General features: G+C 51.7%; 6 protein-coding genes. 3 read left to right on the forward strand and 3 right to left on the reverse strand.

The genetic code is table 11. From position 1 onward, the window contains the following. Positions 1-24: 24 nt before the first annotated feature. The gene (locus NZ043_RS05335) at positions 25-1221 is read right to left on the reverse strand and encodes an MFS transporter (protein ID WP_339310937.1); all 1197 of its coding nucleotides are present in this window, start codon (positions 1219-1221) and stop codon (positions 25-27) included. Between the two features lie 168 nt (positions 1222-1389). Here NZ043_RS05335 and NZ043_RS05340 point away from each other — a divergent pair, with 168 nt between their 5' ends. Beyond that, positions 1390-2271: a LysR family transcriptional regulator gene (locus NZ043_RS05340; protein WP_339310939.1), complete on the forward strand. Its 882-nt coding sequence runs from the start codon at positions 1390-1392 to the stop codon at positions 2269-2271. 21 nt (positions 2272-2292) lie between these two features. Beyond that, a complete protein-coding gene (locus tag NZ043_RS05345) occupies positions 2293-2967 on the forward strand; it encodes a VOC family protein (protein WP_339310941.1) in 675 nt (224 codons plus the stop codon). Positions 2968-3010: 43 nt separating this feature from the next. On the opposite strand, the gene NZ043_RS05350 is transcribed toward NZ043_RS05345, so the two are convergent. Then, a complete protein-coding gene (locus NZ043_RS05350) occupies positions 3011-3376 on the reverse strand; it encodes a MerR family transcriptional regulator (protein WP_165980421.1) in 366 nt (121 codons plus the stop codon). Between the two features lie 129 nt (positions 3377-3505). Between NZ043_RS05350 and NZ043_RS05355 the strand changes: the two genes are divergently transcribed. Beyond that, positions 3506-4156, forward strand: a complete 651-nt coding sequence (locus NZ043_RS05355; protein WP_091038400.1) for a nitroreductase family protein — start codon at positions 3506-3508, stop codon at positions 4154-4156. A gap of 366 nt (positions 4157-4522) precedes the next feature. On the opposite strand, the gene NZ043_RS05360 is transcribed toward NZ043_RS05355, so the two are convergent. Beyond that, positions 4523-23539, reverse strand: a complete 19017-nt coding sequence (locus NZ043_RS05360) for a non-ribosomal peptide synthase/polyketide synthase (RefSeq protein WP_339310944.1) — start codon at positions 23537-23539, stop codon at positions 4523-4525. Positions 23540-23556 lie beyond the last annotated feature (17 nt).

Genomic DNA, 23556 nt, shown 5'->3' on the forward strand with positions numbered 1-23556 from the left:
TCATATTTCTATATCCATTTAACTTTAAATGCCTTTTAGCTCCTGCTCAAGATCAATAACTTTTGAGCTTTTTTTATTGCCAATAGCCAATTGAACGATAATCTGCAACACAATGATGATAGCCAAACCATAAAATGCTTGCACAAAGCTGCCTGTTAGATCGCGGAGCCAACCAATCGCCAGCGGCCCAAGTGCTCCAAGAATGTAGCCACCAGATTGAGTCATAGCCGACCAGCTGCTAGCTTCCTGAGCATTGTTTGTCTCATCAATTGGCAACATGAGTGCAATCGGGAACAGTCCACCTGCACCAATACCGAGCGGGATCGCCGCGAGCCACGGACTGACAGAGAGATTCAGCATCAGGACACCTGTTAACTCCAACATCGCACATCCAACAAGCCAGAAGACACGTCTTTGGTATCGGTGTACAAGCATGGGAATGAATAACGTTGAGGGCAGTGATATCAATGTAAATAACGTTTGGATGTTGCCAGCAGTCTCTTGGCTATATCCATGGCTTTGAATGGCTGGCGCAAGCCAGGCGGTTAATGAATAGAAGATCGCGGCCATCAGTCCGAAGAACAGTGTCAGCACCCATGCACGCCTGTTCTTCACCGGAAGTGTTGCATGAATGACAGACGAAGTTTGTCCGGATTGTCGCTCTGTACGCGCAGACCAAGCTAATTTTAACCAGATCGGCAATGCAATGGCTGCAAGTAATGCCCATGTAGCCAAAGAACCTTTCCAAGATCCACCTAGCGTATGCTGGAGCGGAACCGATAATCCCACACTAATGCTGGCCCCCATCACCATCGCTGTAGAGTAGATGCCGACCATGGCTGCCACTCGGTTAGGGAAATACTGCTTAATGAAGCTTGACAACAGCGGCCCTGCCAATGCAATCCCTACACCTGACAGAAAAGAAGTGAACATCATCAACGGAGTTGCGCCTACGAACAATCGTAATCCCGTACCTATCCCAATAAGGATTAAAGCCAGCACAATGGCACCTTCGTTCCCCCACCTTCTACTTAGTCTTACAGAGAATGGAGCGAATATGCCCATACATAATACCGGTAGTGTAGTTAACAGACTGGCGGTCATGCCACTCAAACCCAGATCATTCTGTATGGTACTCATCAGAGGAGAAATGGAAGTAATCGGTGGTCTTAAGTTCAGTGAAGCAAGAATAAGCGCCAATATAATATAAAAAAGTTTCATTATGGATCACCTCATGGTAGTAGAATTGTTGCCTTCACCAAAGATCCCAATTGTTAATGACAAGATCTTCGGGTGGTGCACGATTAAGTATAGGATCATTAGAATGATTGAACAATACTATTGTTTCTATTAAAATGATTACTAAAACCAATGATTAGAGGTGAATTTATGGAGATTCGTCAAATGGAAAACTTTATTACAGTGTGTGAGGAGCTTCATTTTACACGGGCAGCTGAGAAACTTGGCATATCTCAACCTACGTTGAGTCAACAAATACGTGGGTTAGAGGATGAACTTGGTGTTCCTTTGTTTGACCGTGTCGGCAAAAAAATTGTGATGACCCAGGCAGGCACTCTGTTTTTGGAGCACTGTGTACAGATGATCCGGCATTTACAGAATACCCAAGATGCGTTGGCTGAATTTCGGAATGATCAGCGGGGACGATTGGTTATTGGTGTTCTTCCATCCGATTTGGATTACCGTATCACTCCGCTGCTCGTTGATTTTCATGCTCGATTCCCCAAGGTGCAATTGAAGGTTATCTCTTCGATCTATGTCGTAAATCAAGTGTTGGAAAATGAAGTCGACATCGGCATCGAGATCACGTCTGCCCCTGATAGGCGGCTTGTACGCATTCCTTTGTGCAGTGAAGAATATGTACTCGTCGTTTCCGAGAATCATGATTGGGCTGAACGAAGCACAATTGAAATTCAGGAGCTACGTGATATCCAAACGGTGATGTTCCCCGAAGGATTTACGGGCAGAGAATTGGTCGATGGCTATTGCCGTAAATATGGATTCACCCTAAATACCATCATGGAGACCAGTTCGGCAACCTCCATCATTAGCTTGGTCAAAGCCAACGTCGGAGGAACACTGCTGCCTTATCCTCTGATCAAAGCCATGAATGAGCCCACGCTACGTTGCATCCGAATTACAGACGATCCGCCATACCGACACTTTGAGATTATCCATCGCTCCGACCGTTACCTGACGCAATCGGCCAAGGCATTTATTGAGAACACAATCGAGTATTTCAATCAAAGGTGAGATTAAAAGGAGGATATTGAAATGATAATAAGAGAAGTTGGTTTGTTGACACATCAAATTGATGCCATAAAGGAGTTTTACGGTACACTACTGGAATTGGAGCTTGTGGAGGATAATGCAACATGCGTTTCATTTCGTGCGGGGAACTCGGTACTATCTTTCAAGAAGGCGGCAGAACAAGAGAAGCCCTACTATCATGTAGCATTTACTATTCCAACGAATAAACTTGCTGATGCGAAAAGGTGGGCTCAAGACCGTAACATTCCGTTGCTCTCCAAAGATGGACAGGATGAATATTATTTCCCCTACTGGGATGCAACAGCCTTTTATTTTTATGATCCAAGCGGCAACTTGATGGAATTTATCGCTCACCATTCACTCGATAATGCAGTTGATGAAGCTTTCGAAGCGAAGCATCTGTTATGTATTAGTGAAATCGGTCTACCTGTCGATGATGTTCCTGAGACAATGAACACATTGAATGAGCATTATCAACTTGAACCATTTGCCGGGGACGGAAAACAATTCTCCCCCACCGGTGATGCAGAAGGCATGTTTATTGTCATTGATAAACAGATGCCCTGGTTCCCAGACGGGCGTATGCCTGGTGTATTTGCTACAGAGGTGAAGGTGGAAACTGGGCAGCCCGGTAATCTGCGTATACAGGACGATATGTACTCGATTGAATCGATATGATGTAAGAACGTACTGAATGAAAACCTCAAGAGGGACTTCCGGCTTAATACTTACCAAAACCTTCCTCACACGTGATATCCGATTTAAGAATTTCGTACAGATTTTGTTTGGAATTCTCTAATTGTTTTTGTGTTTCTTCAATTTCTGATATTTTCGCTTGGATAATGCTTGCTTGATCATTACTTGAAAACCCATGTTTAGAGATCATAGATTGGATCTCATGGATCGTAAAACCAACAGCTAAACATTGTTTGACCACGTCCAGATGCTGAATAATGCTCTGCGCATATATTCGATAGTTATTATGATCTCTCAGCATATGTTCATCCGGGATAATACCTATTTTCTCGTAGTAACGAATCGTGGATATCGGAAGGTTTACATGGTTCGCTACTTCACTAATCTTCATATGGATTTCCCCCGTTTCTTCTTCTTGCTATAAAGTATACTTCATAGTTTACAATCCTCATAGTGAGACAGATGGAGATATAATTTATACCCTACTCTCACCAATATAGATATGAGGAGAGATTTCAATATGAACACAATTACCGGTCAATTCAACAAAACAAATGATTTTGATAACATCGTCTTGGAGCGCCATTCCGTTAAAGTCTACGACCCTGAAGTGAAAATCAGTCGCGAGGAGATGACCGAAATACTGGCGAAAGCTTCCCGTGCCCCTTCGGCCATTAACATGCAACCTTGGCGTTTTCTTGTTATCGACAGTGCTGAAGGCAAAGAGAAGCTTGCACCACTGGCCTCTTTTAACCAGACACAGGCACTAACGTCTTCCGCTGTCATTGCCGTGTTTTACGATGCCTACAACGTTGAATACATGGAAGAGATTTTCAGCAAATCAGTGGAACTTGGATACATGCCACAAGACATCATGGATATGCAGATGCAGCAGGTACAACCTTATTATGCGAACATAAACGCATCCGAACTGCGTGACATGAACCTCATTGACTCAGGCCTCATATCCATGCAACTCATGCTCGTTGCCCGTGCTCATGGCTATGATACGAACCCTATGGCTGGTTATGACAAAGGTCAGATCGCCGAAGCGTTCGGCCTGGATAAAGAACGGTTCCAGCCCGTGATGTTGATCTCCATAGGTAAAGCAGCCAAAGATGGCTATCCTTCCTATCGTCTCCCGGTTGAAACGATTACAACTTGGGCGTAACCAACAGCTACTCTCAAGACTAAAATGACTATGGATGATGCTATAGTAAATACTAAGTCTGAAAAACAGATGAAAATCACTGTGCATCCCATAATACCAGAGTACTCATCCTATATCAGTTAAAGGCCCTCATTATAATAGCCTCATACTGATTTGGACATAGGAACATTAATTATACGTTCATAAACAAAGGGTCCTGATGACAACTGTCATCAGGACCCTTTGTTACATAACTTAAATACTTTTGTCAGGTGATAAAAAAGTCGTGAAACCACCACAAATTTCCATTACCACTTTTTCTCAATATACCGAATGTCGCATATAACGTGCTTAAATGATCCATCTTCACCCAAGCCGGATAAAGGATTAGAAAATAATATCAATAGCCTCTAGCTCATCTTGCTCCTGTTCGGATTGGCCGTTCAGAGAAATATCCTTGAGCAGCACCGAAGGCTGTTCGCAAATTTGGGTGATGATCACGAGCAGGTCCTGAGCGAAATTGTCGATCAGATTGCGCGTAAACAACTTGGTTGCATATTCAAACTGCCCGTTCATTCCCTCATCCAGCAACGAAATGACCAAGGTAAGGTCAAATTGGGAAACCGCATGCGTTTCCGGATAAGATTCGATCTGGATATCCCCGAAGCTTTGAACGTTATCTTCCTTCGTTTCCAGCGCAAACATGACATCGAATACAGGATTGCGGCTTTGATCGCGCGGCACCTGCAGCTTTTTCACAAGTTCTTCAAACGGATAATCCTGATGGTCGTAGGCCCCCAGCATCGTTTCTTTGACTTCGTTCAAGTAAGCGAGGAACGTCTTCTCCCCGGATGGATAATGGCGAATCGCCAACGTGTTGACAAACATTCCGATGAGCGGCTCCAGGTCAGCATGTGTGCGGCCCGAAACCGGTGTGCCTACAATGAAATCTTCTTGTCCCGAGTACTTGCTGAGCAGGATGGAATAGGCAGCCGATAACACCATATATAGGGTAGCACCGTTCTCATCGGCAATGCGCTGTAAGCTTTCAGTCATCTGCTTGTCGATACTGAAAGGCAGCACATCTCCCTCAAAGCTGCGAGCGGCAGGTCTGACAAAGTCCGTAGGCAACTCAAGCGTTGGCAGTTCACCTTCCAACATGTCCAGCCAGTAGGCTTCCTGGCGTTTCAGCCGTTCTTTTACAGGTTCGGACTGCTGCCAAGCGGCGAATTCCTTGTATTGAATCCGAAGCGGTTCCAGTGTCTCACCGTTATACAGGCGCAGCAGCTCTTCGATGAAGATACCCATAGACATGCCATCCGTGACGATATGATGAATGTCCAGCATAAGCAGATGACGTTCCGCTTCCCATTCAACTAAGCCCACACGCAGCAGCGGCGGCCGCTCCAAATCAAAGACACGTACAAAGGCATCCGCAATGCTTTTAGTTTCACTTTCCGTCGCTTTGGTATACTCGACGGCAAACTCCAAGTCCGAATAAACCCGTTGTACCGGTTCACCGTCGACCATTTCGAAGCCAGTTCGCAAAACTTCGTGACGAGCGATTGATCCTTTGAGCGCCGCCTCGAATTGATTCTGCTCCAAGCGCCCGACGAGAACCGTCATGCCGGACATGTTGTAGCTAAGCTCGGCACCTTCCATCTGCTGCTGGATGTACAGCCGTTTTTGCACAGAGGAAAGCGGATAATACTCCCTTTTATCCAGAACCGGAATGGAGAGGAATTCCTGCTGCTCCAATCGGCTAATCACTTCAGCCATCGCTTCAATAGTCGAGTACCGGAATACATCGCGCAGTGGCAGGTCCACGTGCAGCTCCTTGTGCACCTTGCTGACCAGCGTCGTCGCCCGCAGCGAGTGACCGCCGAGGTCGAAAAAGTTGTCCGTCACACCAATCGTAACTGACCCAAGCACGTCCTGCCAGATGGAGACCAATTTCGTCTCCAGATCGTTGCGCGGCGCCACGTATTCGCGCCCTGCACTTGCTCCCTCTTCCGGCGCCGGCAGCGCTTTCCGGTCGATTTTCCCGTTTGGTGTCAGAGGTAAATGCTCCAGCTCTACAAAGTACGACGGAATCATGTAACCTGGCAGCTCGCTGGAGATCGCTCGTTTCAGGTCGGCCGCCGTCAGTTCGATATCCGTTGTGTAGTACGCGCACAGCGCCTTTTGCCCGTTCGCATCACTTCGAACCAGCACAACCGCTTCGCGTATACCTACCACCCGCAGCAGCTGCGATTCGATCTCACCCGTCTCGATCCGGTAGCCCCGGATTTTCGCTTGATTGTCGATCCGGCCGATGAAATCCACGTTTCCGTCCTCCATCCACCGCGCCAAATCTCCCGTGCGATAAAGTCGCTCACCTACGACAAACGGACAATTTACAAACTTCTCTTCCGTCAGCTCTGGACGGTTCAAGTACCCGCGTGCCACACCGACTCCGCCGATAACCAATTCGCCCAGCACGCCGACTGGAACAGGATTCAGATGTGCATCCACGATGTAAAACTTCGCATTTAACCACGCTTTGCCAATCGGCACATGGCCTGTCTGCGGCAGTTTCTCCAACTCCTCGTCATAGAAACTGGAGTCGATTGCTGCTTCCGTCACGCCGTAGGCGTTAATGATGCGGAATGACGGGCCGAACCGTTCCTGCAAGGTACGGTAATCTGCCACACTGCAGCTGTCCGAGCTTGTGATCAATAGCTCCATATCGCTTAATTCCAACCCCTGCTCATGCACGTACTCCATGAACGGCACGATCAGTGCCGGTGTTGATTCAAAAATCGTCACTTGCTCCCGCTCTATCCAGTAGTGCAGTCGAGACGGATCGATCCTGTCGTCCTTCGGTACAATGACCATAGTACCGCCGTTGTATAACGTCCGCGCAATGTCACCCACGAACACGTCAAACGAGAAGCTGGCGAGCTGCAACAGCCTTACCGGAAACTGATCCAACCGATATTCCCTTCGGTAGCCCGCCGCCGTGTTCACCAGGCTGCGGTGCTCAATCATCACGCCCTTCGGCTTGCCCGTCGTTCCGGACGTGTAGATGACATACGCCAAATCCTCCGGACGGGCTTCATGGAAGCTGTCCATACCGACAACATCAACATCATTTGGATAACTCTCGCCACCACCGTTCACAGCCCCCGTTAGCTTGCCGTTGACTGGATCGGGAGCACTGCTGGAGCCTTGGCCGAAGTCCATTGGCGCATTGCTTCGTTCCTCGTTGTACGACGCTTCATCGTCGAGATACAGCACCGTCGCCAGTGCCAGTTCCTCTTCACCGAGCCAGGATTCGGCACGCTCTCGCAGCGGCGTTTGCGTCAGTAGCACCTTCGCTCCGCTGTCTTCGAGCATAAACCGCACGCGGTCTGCCGGATAATCCGGGTCGAGCGGTACATACGCCCCTCCCGCTTTCCAGACGGCCATCACGGCCACCAGCAGGTCCACCGAGCGCTCGGCGAGAATGCCAACAATCTCCTCACGGCCAATGCCGCTTCCGCGTAGCGTAGCCGCCAAGCGATTCGCCCGCTCGTTCAGCTCCGCGTACGTTAGCCGATCGTTCTCGTATACGACGGCTTCCGCTTCCGGCGTGTGTTCCGCCTGTTCCTCGAACAGTCGATGGAACGCTACCACTGGACCCTCTTCCGGCTGCGCAGGATTAAACGCGCCGACAATCTGCTCTTTTTCCTCTGCCGTTAACAAGTTCAGCTCGGCAATAGTCGCCGACGGGTTGCGGAGAATGGATTCAAGCAATTGCAAGTAGTGGGCAGCCAACTTCTCCATCGTTTCGGTTTTATATAGAGCCGTGGCGTATTCAAACAGATATTCCAAGCCGTCCTCAATCTCCGTAACGTCCAAGCTGAGATCGAATTTAGAAACAATTTCTTCGCTGGCATACGTCGACAAATGAAGGCCCGGAAGCTGGATTTCCACATTTTCTGTATTCTGCAAAGCAAACATCGTATCAAACAGTGGATGACGGCGTAAATCACGAGCCACGTTTACCTTATCCACCAGTTCCTCAAACGGATAATTCTGATGTTCAAAAGCACTCAGCGTTGTCTCCCTGATTTCCTTCAAGTAGTCAAGGAACGTCTTACTGGCAGCCGGGTAACTGCGGATGGCCAAGGTATTAACGAACATCCCGATCAGCGGCTGAACGTCGCTATGATTTCTGCCCGCAATCGGCGTCCCAACCACCACGTCTTCCTGACCTGAATATTTATGCAGAAGTACTTTATACGCCGCAAGCAGAACCATGTAAAGCGTTGCGCCGTTCTCAGCTGCAAGCCGTTTCAGACCTTCGCTTTTCTCAATATTCATAAACAATTGCAGCGTGCGGCCCTCGTAGCTCTGCATAGCCGGGCGCGGATAGTCCGTCGGCATTTCCAGAACTGGCAGTTCTCCGCGGAACATGTCAATCCAGTAGGCTTCCTGCTTGGCAAGCTGCGTTTTCTGCTCGTCCGATTGCTGCCATACTGCATAATCTTTGTACTGAATGCGGAGTGGCTTGAGCGGCTCCCCGCTGTACAAGTGCACGAACTCTTCGATCAGTACGTCCATTGAAACGCCGTCAGATACGATATGATGTGTATCGAACATCAGGATGTGCCGGTCCGGCGCGAGTTCAGCAATGCCCACCCGCAGAAGTGGCGGCTTCGCTAGATCAAACGCACGAACGAATTGGCGCACCGTTTCTTCCGCCTGCTCCTCGCTGATCTGCACATATTCCACCTGGAAGGTGACTTCTTCGTAGATCCGCTGAACTGCTTCGCCTTCAACCATCTCAAAGCCAGTACGTAGCGTTTCATGACGAGCTACAAGCCCGCGGAACGCTTCTTCAAACCGCTGCCGGTTGAGCTGCCCTTCGAGCAGCATAGCTCCTGGTATGTTGTAGCTCAGCTCGCCTCCTTCCAGCTGGTTCAAGATATAGAGACGTTTCTGCGCGGAAGAGAGAGGATAATACTCGCTAGGTTCTGCAACCGGAATAGCCGTAAACGAGCCGATCTCCAAACGCTCCATAGCCACAGCCATTTCCTCAACTGTCGAGTAGCGGAATACGTCGCGAAGCGGGAATTGGGCGCCCAGCTCCTTATGCATTTTGCTGACAAGTGTTGTCGCCCGCAGGGAATGTCCACCGAGGTCGAAGAAGTTGTCCGTTACGCCTACCTTCTTCTCCCGAGCAAGCACTTCCTGCCAAATGGCGGCCAGTTTTACCTCCAGTTCGGTGCGCGGCGCCACGTATTCGCGGCCTCCGCCTGCTCCCCCTTCCGGCGCTGGCAGCGCCTTCCGGTCAATTTTCCCATTCGGCGTTAGAGGCAATTGCTCCAGTTCGACGAAATACGACGGAATCATGTATCCCGGCAGTTCGCTGGAGATCGCACGTTTCAAATCTGCCGCCGTCAAGTCTTTTTCCACTGTATAATAAGCGCACAACGCTTTCTGCCCCTCTTGATCTTCCCTGACAACAACGACTGCTTCCTTCACGCCACCTACACTCAGCAGCTTTGCTTCGACTTCGCCCGTCTCGATCCGGTAACCCCGGATTTTTGCCTGGTTATCGATCCGGCCGATGAAGTCCACGTTGCCGTCTTCCATCCACCGCGCCAAGTCTCCCGTGCGATACAACCGCTCACCAGCGGTGAAAGGGCTGTCTACAAACTTCTCTTCCGTCAGCTCTGGACGGTTCAAGTAACCGCGTGCTACCCCAACGCCGCCGATAACTAGCTCGCCCAGCACCCCGACCGGTACGGGATTCAGATGTGCATCCACGATGTAAAACTTCGCATTCAACCACGCTTTGCCAATCGGCACATGGCCTGTCTGCGGCAATTTCGCCAACTCCTCGTCATAAAAACTGGAGTCAATTGCCGCTTCCGTCACGCCGTAGGCGTTAATGATGCGGAATGACGGGCCGAACCGTTCCTGCAAGGTACGGTAATCTGCCACACTGCAGCTGTCCGAGCTTGTGATCAATAGCTCCATCCCGCTCAACTTTAGCCCTTGCTCGTGCACGTATTCCATAAACGGTACAATCAGCGCCGGCGTTGATTCAAAGATCGTCACTTGCTCCCGCTCTATCCAGTAGTGCAGACGAGACGGATCAATCCGGTCGTCTTTCGGTACAATCACCATCGTGCCTCCGTTGTACAACGTCCGCGCGATATCGCCCACGAATACGTCAAACGAGAAGCTGGCGAGCTGCAGCAGCCGCACCGGGAACTGATCCAACCGATATTCCCGTCGGTAACCCGCTGCCGTGTTCACCAGGCTGCGGTGCTCGATCATTACACCCTTTGGTTTACCCGTTGTTCCCGACGTGTAGATGACGTACGCCAGATCCTCTGGACGGGCTTCATGGAAGTTGTCCATACCGACAACATCAACATCATTTGGGTGACTCTCATTACGGTCGTTCACAGCACCCGTCAGCTCGCCGGAGACCAGACCTGAAACCATGCTGGAGCCTTGGACGAAGTCCATTGGTGCATTCGCTCGGTCTTCGCTGTATGATGTTTCGTCATCGAGATACAGCACCGTCTCCAGTGCTAGTTCCTCTTCGCCAAGCCAGGATTCGGCACGCTCTCGCAGCAGCGTTTGTGTCAGCAGCACCTTCGCACCGCTGTCTTCCAGCATGAACCGCACGCGGTCCGCCGGATAATCCGGATCAAGCGGTACATACGCCCCTCCCGCTTTCCAGACGGCCAGCACGGCCACCAGCAAATCCACCGAACGCTCGGCGAGAATGCCAACAATCTCCTCCCGGCCGATGCCGCTTGCACGCAGCGTTGCCGACAGGCGGTTCGCCCGCTCGTTCAGCTCCGCATACGTCAGCCGATCGTTCTCGTACACGACGGCTTCCTCTTCCGGTGTGCGCTCCGCCTGTTGCTCGAACAGTCGATGGAACGCTGCCACAGGAGCCATTTCCGGCTGTACCGGATTAAACGCGCCGACAATTTCTTCTTTTTCCGCCGCCGTCATAAGCTCTAACTCATTTACACGAACATTCGGATTAGCCGCAACCTGCTCCAATGCACGGGTAAAATGACCGTGGATCTGCCTGATGTCATGCTCTCTGAACGTCAGTGCATTGTACGTAAACCGCAGCAAAATATGCTCTTCCGGAATGACGGTAATGTCCAGATCGTAGTTCGTTTGTTCCGGCGATTGAATATTAGCGATTTTCAGCGCTTCTTGTCCTCCGCCGACAACCTGCTCAATCTGTTCTTCCATCGGATAATTTTCAAAGACCATAATATGGTTGATCAAGTCGCGCTTTTGCTCGCTCAGCGACTGAATTTCGAACAGTGGGAACGTTTCGTAAACTCCCGATGCCAGCGCTTGATCCTGGGTTTTTCTCAAAATATCGGCTACCGTTTCCTCGGCTTTACCTTGAATACGGACCGGGATCGTATTAATAAACAGGCCAATCATGCTTTCGATGCCCGGAATTTCCGCCGGACGCCCGGATACAACGGAGCCGAATACAACATCCTCGCTGTTGTTGTATATCTGTAGAACCATTCCCCATACAGTCTGCATAAACGTGTTGAGTGTCACCTGCTGCTGGCGCGCCACACGCTCAATTTGCCCAGTCAGTCCTTGGCTGAGTTCCACATCGATTTCAGCCATTTCAAAAGCATGCTGTTTCAGCTGCGTTCTCTCCTGCGGCAGCTTGGTCTGCTGATCGTAACCCGCCAAATACTCCGACCAGTAATCCGAAGCTTTCACTACATCTTGAGCTTCCAGCCATTCGATATACCGGGAGTACGGGGTAACCGGAGGAAGCTCTGGCGCTCGCTTCTCCTGAAACGCAAAGTAAGTGTTGAACACTTCCTTGATCATGAAGGACATGCACCAGCCATCCATCAAAATGTGATGATGACTCCAAATCACATGGTAAGACTCGTCGCCTGTGCGCAAAACGGTCACACGCATAAGAGAGTCTTGGGCCAAATCAAACTTGTTCGCTTTATCCGCGCTGACAAAATCGGCTATTGTCTTCTCCGGGTGTTCATCTCTTGCCGAGCAAATATCTTCAAAATACACTTCACACTTCCGCTCGCGGAATACCACTTGAATCGGCTCGTCTCTCCAGCCAGTAATAAAATTGGTCCGCAGCGCCTCATTTCGCTGTACCAGCGTATCCAATCCGCGAGTGAAGGCTTCCACATTCAGGCTTCCGTACAGATCAAAGGTCACCTGTTCGAAGTAAGCTTCCGAATCGGCATCCAGCAAGCTGTGGAACAACATCCCTTTTTGCAGCGGAGTCAGGGTATATACATTCTCCAGTTCGCCCAGTGCCGCCGTATGTTCGGACAGCTGCTCCAGTTCCTCCACCGTCATATCTTGAAGTAGTACGTCACTAGGCGTAAGCTCCGACCGCTCTTTGGATACGCAATGGCTGATGACTTCACGCAAACTCGATTGAAGCAGGGTGCCCAGGCGCTCAACCGTCTCCCGTTGATACTGGGTTTCCCCATAACGGATCGTGAGTTCCAACACGCCTTCCGACACCATACCGTTGATATCGAGGACATAATCCATCACAGCATTTGGGCTTGAATCGGAGCCCGGACTGAACGGAGACGGCTGCGAGCCGCTGCTTTCGTAATCCTGATCGAACTGACCCAAATAGTTAAAACTGATCTCCGGCTCCAAAACGAAGCTCTCTCCGTCACGCGGCGCCGACAAATAACGCTGGATGCCGTAGCCGATTCCTTTGTTCGGAATGCGGCGCAAGTTTTCTTTCACCTGTTTCACCTGATGACCGAGTGCCTGAGCGTGACCCAGCTTCAGAACAACAGGGAATTGGCTTGTAAACCAACCTACCGTGCGCGTAATGTCCACATCTGGCAAAAGTTCTTCCCGGCCGTGGCCTTCGAGATTCACCAGCACGCGTTCCTGACTGCTCCAAGCTTGTACGGAGAGGCCCAGCGCAGTAAGCAGCAAATCATTCATTTCCGTATGGTAAGCACGGTGAGCCTGCTTCAGCAGCTGTTCAGTTTCGTCCGCTGTCCATCGAACGGTTACGAGCCCGCTGTCCTTCAGTTTGGATCTGCCTTGTTCAAAATCTTTTGGAAGCGGCTCATAGGTCATTTGCTCAATATGCTGCCAGTACTCTCTTTCGCTTTCCATCGCTGGCCCGTTCGCATGATCAGCGAGCTGTTTCGCCCACGTTTGGAATGAATCGGTTTTGAGCGGCAGGCGAATCGGTTGCCCTTGCAACGCCTGCTCATAGGCGGCAGCAAAATCCTCAAGCAGAATCCGCCAGGATACGCCGTCTACGACCAAGTGATGGATTGCGATGAGCAGGTGGTCGCCGTCGTCACAGCGGAACAAGCCAAGCTTCACCAGCGGACCGTTTTCCAGATCAATGCTTGCTTGAATGTCATTTGCCTTAGCCTCTACCGCTTCTTTCACGTCGCTGGCTCCCTTGAAATCGACAACCTCCAGATCGAACAGCACTTCGTTCTCCCCGGCGCCTCGGTTCCAGGCGGTATAACAACCATTCTCGGTTTGACGATAAACCGTACGAAGAGCATCGTGATGCACGATAAGCTGATGCACCGCTTGGCGTAAAGCTTTTTCATCAAAGCCTTGCTTGGAGAACTGCATGAATGCCTGATTGTTATGATGCACATCGGCCGGATTCTGTTCAAAGAACCAGCGCTGAATTGGAGTCAGGATAACCTCTCCCGTCACTTCGGCCTGGCTTGCCGTTCTCTCCGCCGTTTGCAACCGCAAACTAAGGGCGGAAATCGTCGGGTAATGGAACAAATCTTTCATGACCAGCTTGTACCCCGTTTGCAAAAGACGAGAAGATACCTGTAAAGCTTTAATTGAATCCCCACCAAGCGCAAAGAAATTATCCATGGTGCCAACCTGATCCACGCCTAACACTGACTGCCAGACCAACGCGAGTGCTTTCTCGGCAGGAGTACGCGGCGCCGTGTATGCAGCCTCGGCACGAATGCTTCCTTCCGGCACAGGCAACGCTTTACGGTCGATCTTGCCGTTCGGTGTAAGCGGTAGTTGATCCAGACGCATGATTCGTGAAGGCACCATATGAGAAGGCAGTACTGCGTCCAGATGGGCCACAAGCCCTTCCAGATCAAAGCTGGAATCCACTACGATATACCCGCACAAATATTTCTGCCCCCGCTCGTCCGTCCGGTCGATGACAAGCGCTTGACGCACCTCGGCAACATTTTTCATGGCCGCTTCAATCTCACCAAGCTCGATCCGGTAACCGCGAATTTTCACCTGATTGTCGATTCGGCCGATGAAATCTACGTTGCCGTCCGGCATCCAGCGTGCCAGATCACCCGTCCGGTACAACCGCTCCCCAGCGGTGAACGGGCTATCTACGAATTTCTCCGCCGTTAAATCCGGGCGGTTCAAGTAACCGCGGGCCACACCCACTCCGCCGATAACCAGCTCGCCGAGCACCCCGATCGGCACCGGCTTCAGATTTGTATCCACGATGTAGAATCTGGCGTTAAGCCATGCTTTCCCGATTGGCACGCTGCCCGTTTTCGGCAACTTCTCAAGCGGCTCGTCATAGAAGCTGGAGTCAATCGCCGCTTCTGTTACGCCGTAGCTGTTAATAATACGGAACTGCGAGCCAAAGCGCTCCTGCAAGGTGCGGTAATCCGCTACACTGCACGCATCCGAGCTTGTGATCAGCAGCTGCATCGAGCTAAGATCCAGATCCTCGGCATACACATGCTCCATGAACGGTACGACCAGCGCAGGAGTTGATTCAAACACCGTCACGGCGTAGTCGCGAATCCAGCCATAGAGGCGGTTTGGATCAATCCGGTCTTCCTTCGGCACGATGACCATCGTGCCACCGTTGTACAGCGCCCGTGCAATGTCACCAACGAACACATCAAAGGAGAAACTGGCAAGTTGCAGCAGCCGGATCGGGAACTGATCCAGACGGTAGTCCCGCCGGTAGCCCGCCGCCGTGTTCACCAAGCTGCGGTGTTCCACTGCCACGCCCTTCGGACGGCCCGTCGTACCGGAGGTGTAGATGACATAAGCCAGATCGCCCGGCTTGTTTACATTTACCGGATTTGATGCGAGATCCGCCGCTTGTACGTTCTGCTCAGCTTCTGCCGTGGCAGATGTTTCGACAGCAGCCATTGCCACTTGCACCAAAGCCTCCGCCTCCGCGCCTGCTTCGCCCAAAGCTTGTAGGCCCACAGCCGTTTCTGCCGCTCCGAGGCTGTACGCCGCGACGTCATCAAGTGCAAGCACCGTTTGCAGCGTTAGAGCTCCGTCGCTGCGCCAAGCTTCCGCCTGCTCCAACAGGCAGGTCTGCGTAAGCAGCACCGATGCACCGCTATCCGCGAGCATATATTCGATCCGCTCCGCTGGATAGTCGGGGTCAAGCGGTACATAAGCGCCGCCAGCTTTCCATACGGCGAGTACCCCAATCAACAGCTCCGCTGAACGGCCGGCCAGAATGCCGACCACCTGTTCCGGCTTCACCCCGCGTGCCCGCAGTACATACGCCAAACGATTCGCTTTGGCGTTCAGCTCCGCATACGTCAGCTTGTTGTCTTCGTAGACAACCGCCAGCGCTCCCGGAGTGCGCTCCGCCTGCTCCTCGAACAGCTCGTGGAACGTACTCTCTCTCCAAGACTCCTCTGCTTCCAAACCTGTATCCTCTGTGGCGGATTGCTTTGCAAGAGCCGAAGAAGACACGTCAAACCCAACCAATAAATTATCCTTTTCGCTGTCTGTTAACATGTCCAAATCTGAAATCTGCGCACCCGGCTGAGCCAGGATCGACGCCAAAAGTTGCTCGTAATGACCCGCCAGCCGTACCATCGTTTCCTGTTTAAACAACGAGGTAGCGTACTCGATCTTGCAAACCAACTCGTTACCCTCTTCCACGATATCCAAGCTAAGATCAAACTTCGCCGTCTTTTCCTCGATGTCAAACAGCGACCATTCCAGGCCTTCCAGGGTTAAATCCAGGCTTTCGTGCTTTTGCAAAGAAAACATGGTATCAAACAGCGGATTCCGGCTTAAATCCCGGCTCACCTGAAGAGCTTCTACCAGCTCCTCAAACGGATAGTCCTGGTGTTCGTAGGCTCCAAGCGTCGTTTCCTTCACTTCCTGCAAGTAATCCATGAACGTCAGCTCTGCCGTCGGACCCAAGCGAAGGGCCAGCGTATTGACAAACATGCCGATAATCGGCGGCAAGTCGGCGTGAGAACGAGCGGCAATCGGAGTACCGACCACGATATCTTCCTGTCCCGCATATTTATGAAGCAATACGGAGTACGCAGCCAGCAGAAGCATGTACAACGTCGCCCCCGAATCGCTGGCAAGCTGTTTGAGAGCTTCACCTTTCTCCGCATCTAGACTAAACGTGAGCGTTTGACCGTCAAACTGCTGAACGGCTGGACGGGAGTAATCAAGAGGCAGCTCAAGAACCGGAAGCTCGGAGCTGAATACCCCGCGCCAGTATTCCTCCTGTCGTTTGATGCGTTGACGCTGTTCCTCGGATTGCTGCCAAACGGCGTAATCCTTGTATTGAATCCGCAGCTCCGGCAATTCTTCCCCATTGTACAGCCGCACGAATTCGCGTAGCAGCACATCCATGGAAAGGCCGTCGGAAGCAATGTGATGCATATCCAGCGCGAGCAGGAATTTTTCTTTCTCCAATTCAATCAACAGGGCGCGCAGCAAAGGCGGCTGGGTCAAGTCAAAAGGCTGAATGAAGCCTTCTAGAATGGCTACAACCTGATCTTCGCTTGCTTGAAGCTTCTCGACCTTGAAAGCGACGAGCGGATGAATACGCTGAACCGGCTCCCCATTCATGATTTCAAAACCGGTGCGAAGCATATCGTGCCGGGCCATCAAAGTAGTCAGCACATCTTCTACTTTGGCCTCGTTCAAAACCCCTTCCAATTGTAAGGCGCTTGGAAGGTTATAATTCAGCTCCAAGCTATCCAGCTGGTGCAGGACGTATAGCCTTTTTTGTGCAGAGGAAACCGGATAGTATGCTTTCTCTTCCGCTTTTGGAATCGAGCTGTGCTGCGATTCTTCCAAGTTGGCAATAGCCCCAGCCATCGACTCTACCGTCATATAGCGGAACACATCGCGCAGCGGAAGTTCAACGTTCATTTCCTTCCGAATTTTGCTGACAAGGTTTGTCGCCCGTAAGGAATGCCCTCCGAGCTCGAAGAAATTGTCCAGGACTCCAATGCCGGAGTAACCCAGCACTTCCTCCCAAATTTTCACAAGCTGGGACTCCGTAAGGTTACGCGGCGCTACGTATTCGACGCCCGTTTGCAAGGCGCCTTGAGGCGCCGGCAGTGCTTTGCGGTCCACTTTGCCGTTGGACGTCAGCGGCATGCGTTCCAGCTGCACGAAGTACGACGGGATCATGTATCCCGGCATTCCCTGGGCCAGCGAGGTTCTCATTTCGCTAACCGTCAGCGTCCGGTCCGCCACAAAGTAGGCAACAAGCGCCTTTTCGCCCCCGCTGTCCTGACGGGCGAGCACCACCGCTTCTTCCACGCCCTCCACGTTCAGCAGTTGGGTCTCAATTTCGTCCAACTCGATTCGGTACCCGCGGATTTTGACCTGATGGTCGATTCGGCCGAGGTATTCAATGTTGCCGTCCGGCAGCCAGGCCGCCAAGTCACCCGAACGGTACAGTTTCTCCCCCTCCGCAAACGGAGAATCAACGAACTTTTCCGCCGTCAAATCCGGGCGATTCAGGTATCCTCTCGCCAGGCCTTCCCCGGCCACGTACATTTCGCCTGCTACGCCGATCGGAACAGGACGATTGTTTTCATCCAGAACGTACACGCTCAGCGTTGGGATTGGCTTGCCGATATTACTCTTTGCCGCCTCCATCTCGATCCATGTGATCTCCTTATACGTCACGTGAACCGTCGTTTCGGTAATACCGTACATATTGATCAGCTTTGTCTCCGGGTACTTCGTCTTAAAACCCTTGAGCAACAGCGGGCTGAGCGCTTCGCCGCCGAAGATGACGTTGCGAATCCACAGATCGTACGGATGGTCCGCTAAAACCTCACGCAGCAGTTGGTAGAAATATGTTGGCGTCTGATTCAAAATCGTGACCCGTTCTCGGCTCAGCAGTGCCAGGAACTCGGCCGGATTTTTCGCCGTAAGCGGCGGTACGATAACCAGCTTTCCTCCATTTAGCAGCGCTCCGTACATCTCCCAGACGGAGAAATCGAAGCAGAACGAGTGGAATAACGTCCACGTGTCGGACGACCCAAAGTCGAACAGGTTCTTGTCGTTGAACAAAAGGCGCACGACGTTTTTATGCTCGATCAACGTGCCTTTGGGTTTGCCGGTCGTTCCCGATGTGTAGATGACATAAGCCAAGTTGCCCGGCCCGGAAATCGGCTCCAGATTCGAAGCGTCCAGCGCACCAGCGGAGTCCGCCCCTTTGTCGACCCAAACGAAATCGTCCAATTCAAGGCGCGTTCCTGCAAAGTCGGTCTTCTCATGCAAATGCTTTTGAATCAGCAATAACGGTGCGCCTGAATCCTCAATCATGAAGCGGATGCGTTCCTCCGGGTAGTCGGGATCAACAGGCACGTAGGCTCCGCCCGCTTTGAGAATCGCCAGAATGCCGACGACCATATCAAGCGAACGTTCGGCCAGAATTGCTACCAACTGATCCGCTTCGACTCCCGTCTCCCGCAGCTTACGTGCAAGCCGATTGGATCGTTCGTTCAGTTCGCGGTAGGTCAACTGCCACTCATTCATGACGGCGGCCACGTTATCCGGGTAAAGCTTCGCCTGCTCTTCGAACAAGCCATGAATCGTCTGCTGCCGTGGGTAATCTGCCTCCGAATCGTTGAAACCGCGCACCAGTTCACGGATTTCCTGCTCCGTTAGCATTTCCAGTGAAGCAATATCCCCTTCGGGTGCTGTTGCGATAGTTTCGAGTAGCTTGTCATAATGTCTGGCGAACCGCTCCGCAGTCTCCTGTTTATATAAAGCCGTAGCGTACTCCAACCGGCATTCGAGCTGACCATCCAGCTCCGAAATATCCAGAAGCAGCTCGAACTTGGACGTTCGGTTTTCCAACGGATAAAACGATTGCTCCAGCCCCTCGATGACAATTTGCTCATTCTCCGTATTTTGCAGGGAGAAGAACGTATCAAAGAGCGGATTCCGGCCGGTCGCGCGCGGAATGTGAAGACTTTCCACCAAATCTTCGAACAAATAATTTTGGTGTTCAAAAGCCCCGAGTGCGATTTCCTTCATTTCTTCCAGGTACTTAAGGTACGGCTTGGAACGCTCCGGATGGCAGCGAATGGCAAGCGTGTTGATAAACATACCTACGATTGGCTGCACTTCTTCTTGCGTTCTTCCGGCAATCGGCGTTCCCACGATCAGATCTTCCTGACCCGAATATTTATGCATAAGGATCGAGTAAGCAGACAACAGCACCATGTACAGGGTCGTGCCCGTCCGTGCGGCCAGTTCTTTCAGCTTCTCCGTCCGTTCTTTCCCAATATCAAACTTCACGGTCCGGCCGTCAAAACTTTGCACCGCAGGCCGCGGGAAGTCCGTCGGCAGTTCCAATACAGGCAGCTCGCCCGACAGCTGTTCCAGCCAGTACTCCTTCTGCGGCTGGATCAACTGCCCGTAGGCTTCGGAATGCTGCCAAACGGCATAATCTTTGTATTGAATACGCAACGGAGCCAGCTCCTCACCCCGATACAGGCGGCTGAACTCATCGAAAAGCAGCGCTGTCGAGATGCCATCCGAGACGATATGGTGCATATCAAACAGCAGAATGTGGCGATCCTCGGCGACTTCGATCAGGCCGATGCGTAGAAGTGGCGGCTTGGTCAGATCAAACGGGTGATAGTATGCTTCCACCACTTGGTCCACTTCTCGCTCGCTCGCCTGGAAATAGTCTACAGAAAACTCCACCTCGTCATAGATGCGCTGCACAAGCTCGCCTTGAACCTGCTCGATCCCGGTACGCAGCGTCTCATGGCGCTGAATCAGCGCCCGGAACGCGTACTCTACGCGCGTGCGGTCCAGCTTGCCTTCGAGAAGAAGCGCCGCCGACATATTGTAGCTACGCTCGGCCGTGTCAAGCTGGCGCAGGACGTACAGACGCTTTTGCTCGGATGAAACCGGATAATACTCGGCCTCTGCCGCCTTTGTAATCTCATACGTCTCCTGCTGCTTTAAACCGCCGATTCTTTGGGCCAGCTGTTCGATCGTGGTGTAGCGGAAAACGTCCCGCAGCGGAACCTCGACTTGCAGCTCTTTTCGAATCTTGGAAACAAGCGCGGAGGCCCGCAAGGAATGACCACCCAGGTCAAAGAAATCGTCTTGGACTCCAACTCGCGCAACACCCAGCACCTGCTGCCAAATAAGAGCAAGTCTTGTTTCCAGCGTTGTGAGAGGAGCCACATACTCACGGCCCGCTTCTACCTCTCCGGTCGGTTCAGGCAGCGCTTTACGGTCAATCTTGCCATTTGGTGTGAGCGGAAGCTGATCAAGAGACACCAGCCGGGCCGGAACCATATGCGCAGGCAGCTCTTGCTTCAATTGGGACAGCAGATCGCTCAGCTGTAAGGAAACATCCCCCGCCACGTAACCGCACAAATACTTTTGCCCCTGCTCATCCGTACGGTCAGTCACCACAGCCTGCTTGATCCCCGGGAAACGCAACAGGGCCGTTTCAATTTCGCCGAGTTCGATCCGGAACCCGCGAATTTTCACCTGATAGTCGATCCGGCCGATGAAGTCAACGTTGCCGTCTTCCAGCCAGCGGGCCAAATCTCCTGTCCGATACAGACGTTCGCCGGACACAAACGGGCTGTCTGCAAACTTCTCGGCGGTTAGGTCCGGACGGTTCCAATACCCGCGCGCCACCCCGGCGCCGCCGATGACAAGCTCACCCAGAACCCCTACAGGAACCGGCTTTAACCCGGCATCGACAATGTAAAACCGGGCGTTCAGCCAGGCTTTGCCGATCGGCACATGACCCAACGATGGCAGCTTGTCCAGCGGCTCATCGTAAAAACTGCTGTCAATGGCCGCTTCGGTAACGCCGTAGCTGTTGATGATGCGGAATTGTCCGCCGAATCTTTCCTGCAGCAATCGGTAATCGGTGACACTGCAAGCATCGGAGCTGGTAATCAGCAGCTGCATGGAGCTAACGTCTAGCCCTTCTTCATAAATATGCTGCATGAACGGTAGGATGAGCGCAGGTGTCGATTCAAATACCGTAATGTTTTGGTCCCGAATCCAGCCGTATAAGCGGTTCGGATCAATCCGGTCATCCTTTGGCACAATTACCATCGTGCCTCCGTTATACAGCGTCCGCGCGATGTCTCCAACGAACACGTCAAACGAAAAGCTTGCCAGTTGCAGCAGCCTCACCGGGAACTGATCCAACCGGTACTCACGGCGGTACGCATCCGCCGTATTCATGAGACTACCATGCTCAATCATGACGCCTTTTGGGCGTCCCGTCGTACCCGAGGTGTAAATCACATAAGCCAAGTCTTGCGGGGCACTATCAGCAGATTCAAATGCCACGGCTGCTGAGGTATCCCCGTTATATATCTGTTCATCGTCCATCGCATAGACAGCTTGAAGCTTCAGCCGGTCATCGGCCAACCAACCTCCGGCCCCCTCCAACAGATGACGCTGCGTAAGCAGCACCGATGCTTCGCTATCGCTGAGCATGTACTCAATACGTTCCGCCGGATAATCGGGGTCCAGCGGTACATAAGCTCCGCCAGCTTTCCATACAGCGAGCACACCGACCAGCAGTTCCACGGAACGCTCCGCCCAGATCCCCGTAATCGTCTCCCTTCCCACGCCCTGTTCACGAAGGAGCGAAGCCAGAAGCTCGGCGCGTTTGTTCAATTCGCCGTAAGTCAGCTTTTTGTCCATGTAAACAACTGCCGGGTGATCCGGAATGTCTCGGGCAAACTTTTCGACATACCGATGAAACGCTATTCCCTCGTTCAGTGCTGCCACCGGCGGGTTAAACACGTCCAGAATTCGGCGTCTCTCCTCATCGCTCAGTAGAGAAATCTCGCGTACTCGCAGTTCGGGAGTCTCAAGAAACTGGTCCAAAACGGTTACATACTGTTCTATAATGCGATCAATCTCGGTCGTCTCGAACAGGCCGGTACGATAGGAAGCATGGAGAATAACATGGCCTTCATTCAGCATATGGTCGAAGCGCAGCAGTAAATCGTCCATCTCGTGCCTAGCAAAGTGAGCCTCCAGACGTACCTTGATTTCTTCGTACTCCACGATTTTCAAAGGCAGATATTCCAGAGACGTGCGGAACAGCTCCGAAAGATCGTTGCGGCCGTGTTGTTCACGTAAATCCTGGATCAATTGGTTATAAGGATATTTCTGATGCCGCAGATCCGCCGTATTTTCCTTGGAAACCGTTTGGATCAAGGAAAGCACGGACCCATCTGGATTCAGACTAATCCGCGTAGCCACGGTGCTGACGAACATACCGATCGTTTCTTTTTCCTTCTTGCTGGTGCGATTGGCAAAAACCGTGCCGACCGGCACATCGGTGCTGTCAGTCAGCTTATACAATAAAACGTACATGGCGGACAAAAATAACGTATATAAACTGACCTGATATTGTTCGCTAAAAGCCAGAATGCGGTCGTAGCGGGAAGCATCCAAAGTGATTGAACGTTTATTCGATTCGCTGCCAATCGAGAATGGCGGAACCGATTTAATGCCGCTCGTTTCAGGCAAAGTGTTGTACTTGGTCAGCCAGTATTCCTTGCCTTTTTGATAACGCTGCGATTGCTCATATTCATGCTCAGTTGAAATATAATCCAGATAGGAAGGGGCCTGGTAACTGGTGAAGATGCCTTTGCGCAGTTCCAGGTATTTTTCCATCACCGCATGCAGCAAAGCAGTGACGGACAAACCATCAGCAATGATATGATTTACAGTCAAATTAAGCCATACTTGGCCGTTCGCAAAATGTATCATCGTAAATTGGTAGAGGTGTTCGTCGAACACGCTGGCCGGTTTTTCGGTTACTTCTTTCACCCAAGCATAGAATTGTTCGGTTGTGCCTATTTCGAGGTGGCTTATCCTGGTTTGGACATTCTCCGTCACTTCGAACCACTGCGTTGGATTTTGCAAATCCCCGCCAATGCGGATTCGGAAAGCGTCGTAGGTTTTGACAATCTCTGCCGCCGCTTGCTCCAGCAGCTTGGTGTCGATCTCGCCCGTAATCTGGTAGGTCGCGGAAAGCATCGTGATGGATGTGCCCGGATTCATAATTTCCATGAACCATATCCGGCGCTGGGCTTGCGTTAATCCATATTGCTTGTTCGTATTCTCTCTCACATCGACACACTCCCGTA

Source organism: Paenibacillus sp. FSL k6-2145, from assembly GCF_037976585.1.
GTDB lineage: Bacteria > Bacillota > Bacilli > Paenibacillales > Paenibacillaceae > Paenibacillus.

Excerpts from the sequence above, each read along its gene's own strand:
- NZ043_RS05335 (WP_339310937.1), bottom strand. The coding sequence starts at position 1,221 with ATGAAACTTTTTTATATTATATTGGCGCTTATTCTTGCTTCACTGAAC.
- NZ043_RS05340 (WP_339310939.1), top strand. The coding sequence starts at position 1,390 with ATGGAGATTCGTCAAATGGAAAACTTTATTACAGTGTGTGAGGAGCTT.
- NZ043_RS05345 (WP_339310941.1), top strand. The coding sequence starts at position 2,293 with ATGATAATAAGAGAAGTTGGTTTGTTGACACATCAAATTGATGCCATA.
- NZ043_RS05350 (WP_165980421.1), bottom strand. The coding sequence starts at position 3,376 with ATGAAGATTAGTGAAGTAGCGAACCATGTAAACCTTCCGATATCCACG.
- NZ043_RS05355 (WP_091038400.1), top strand. The coding sequence starts at position 3,506 with ATGAACACAATTACCGGTCAATTCAACAAAACAAATGATTTTGATAAC.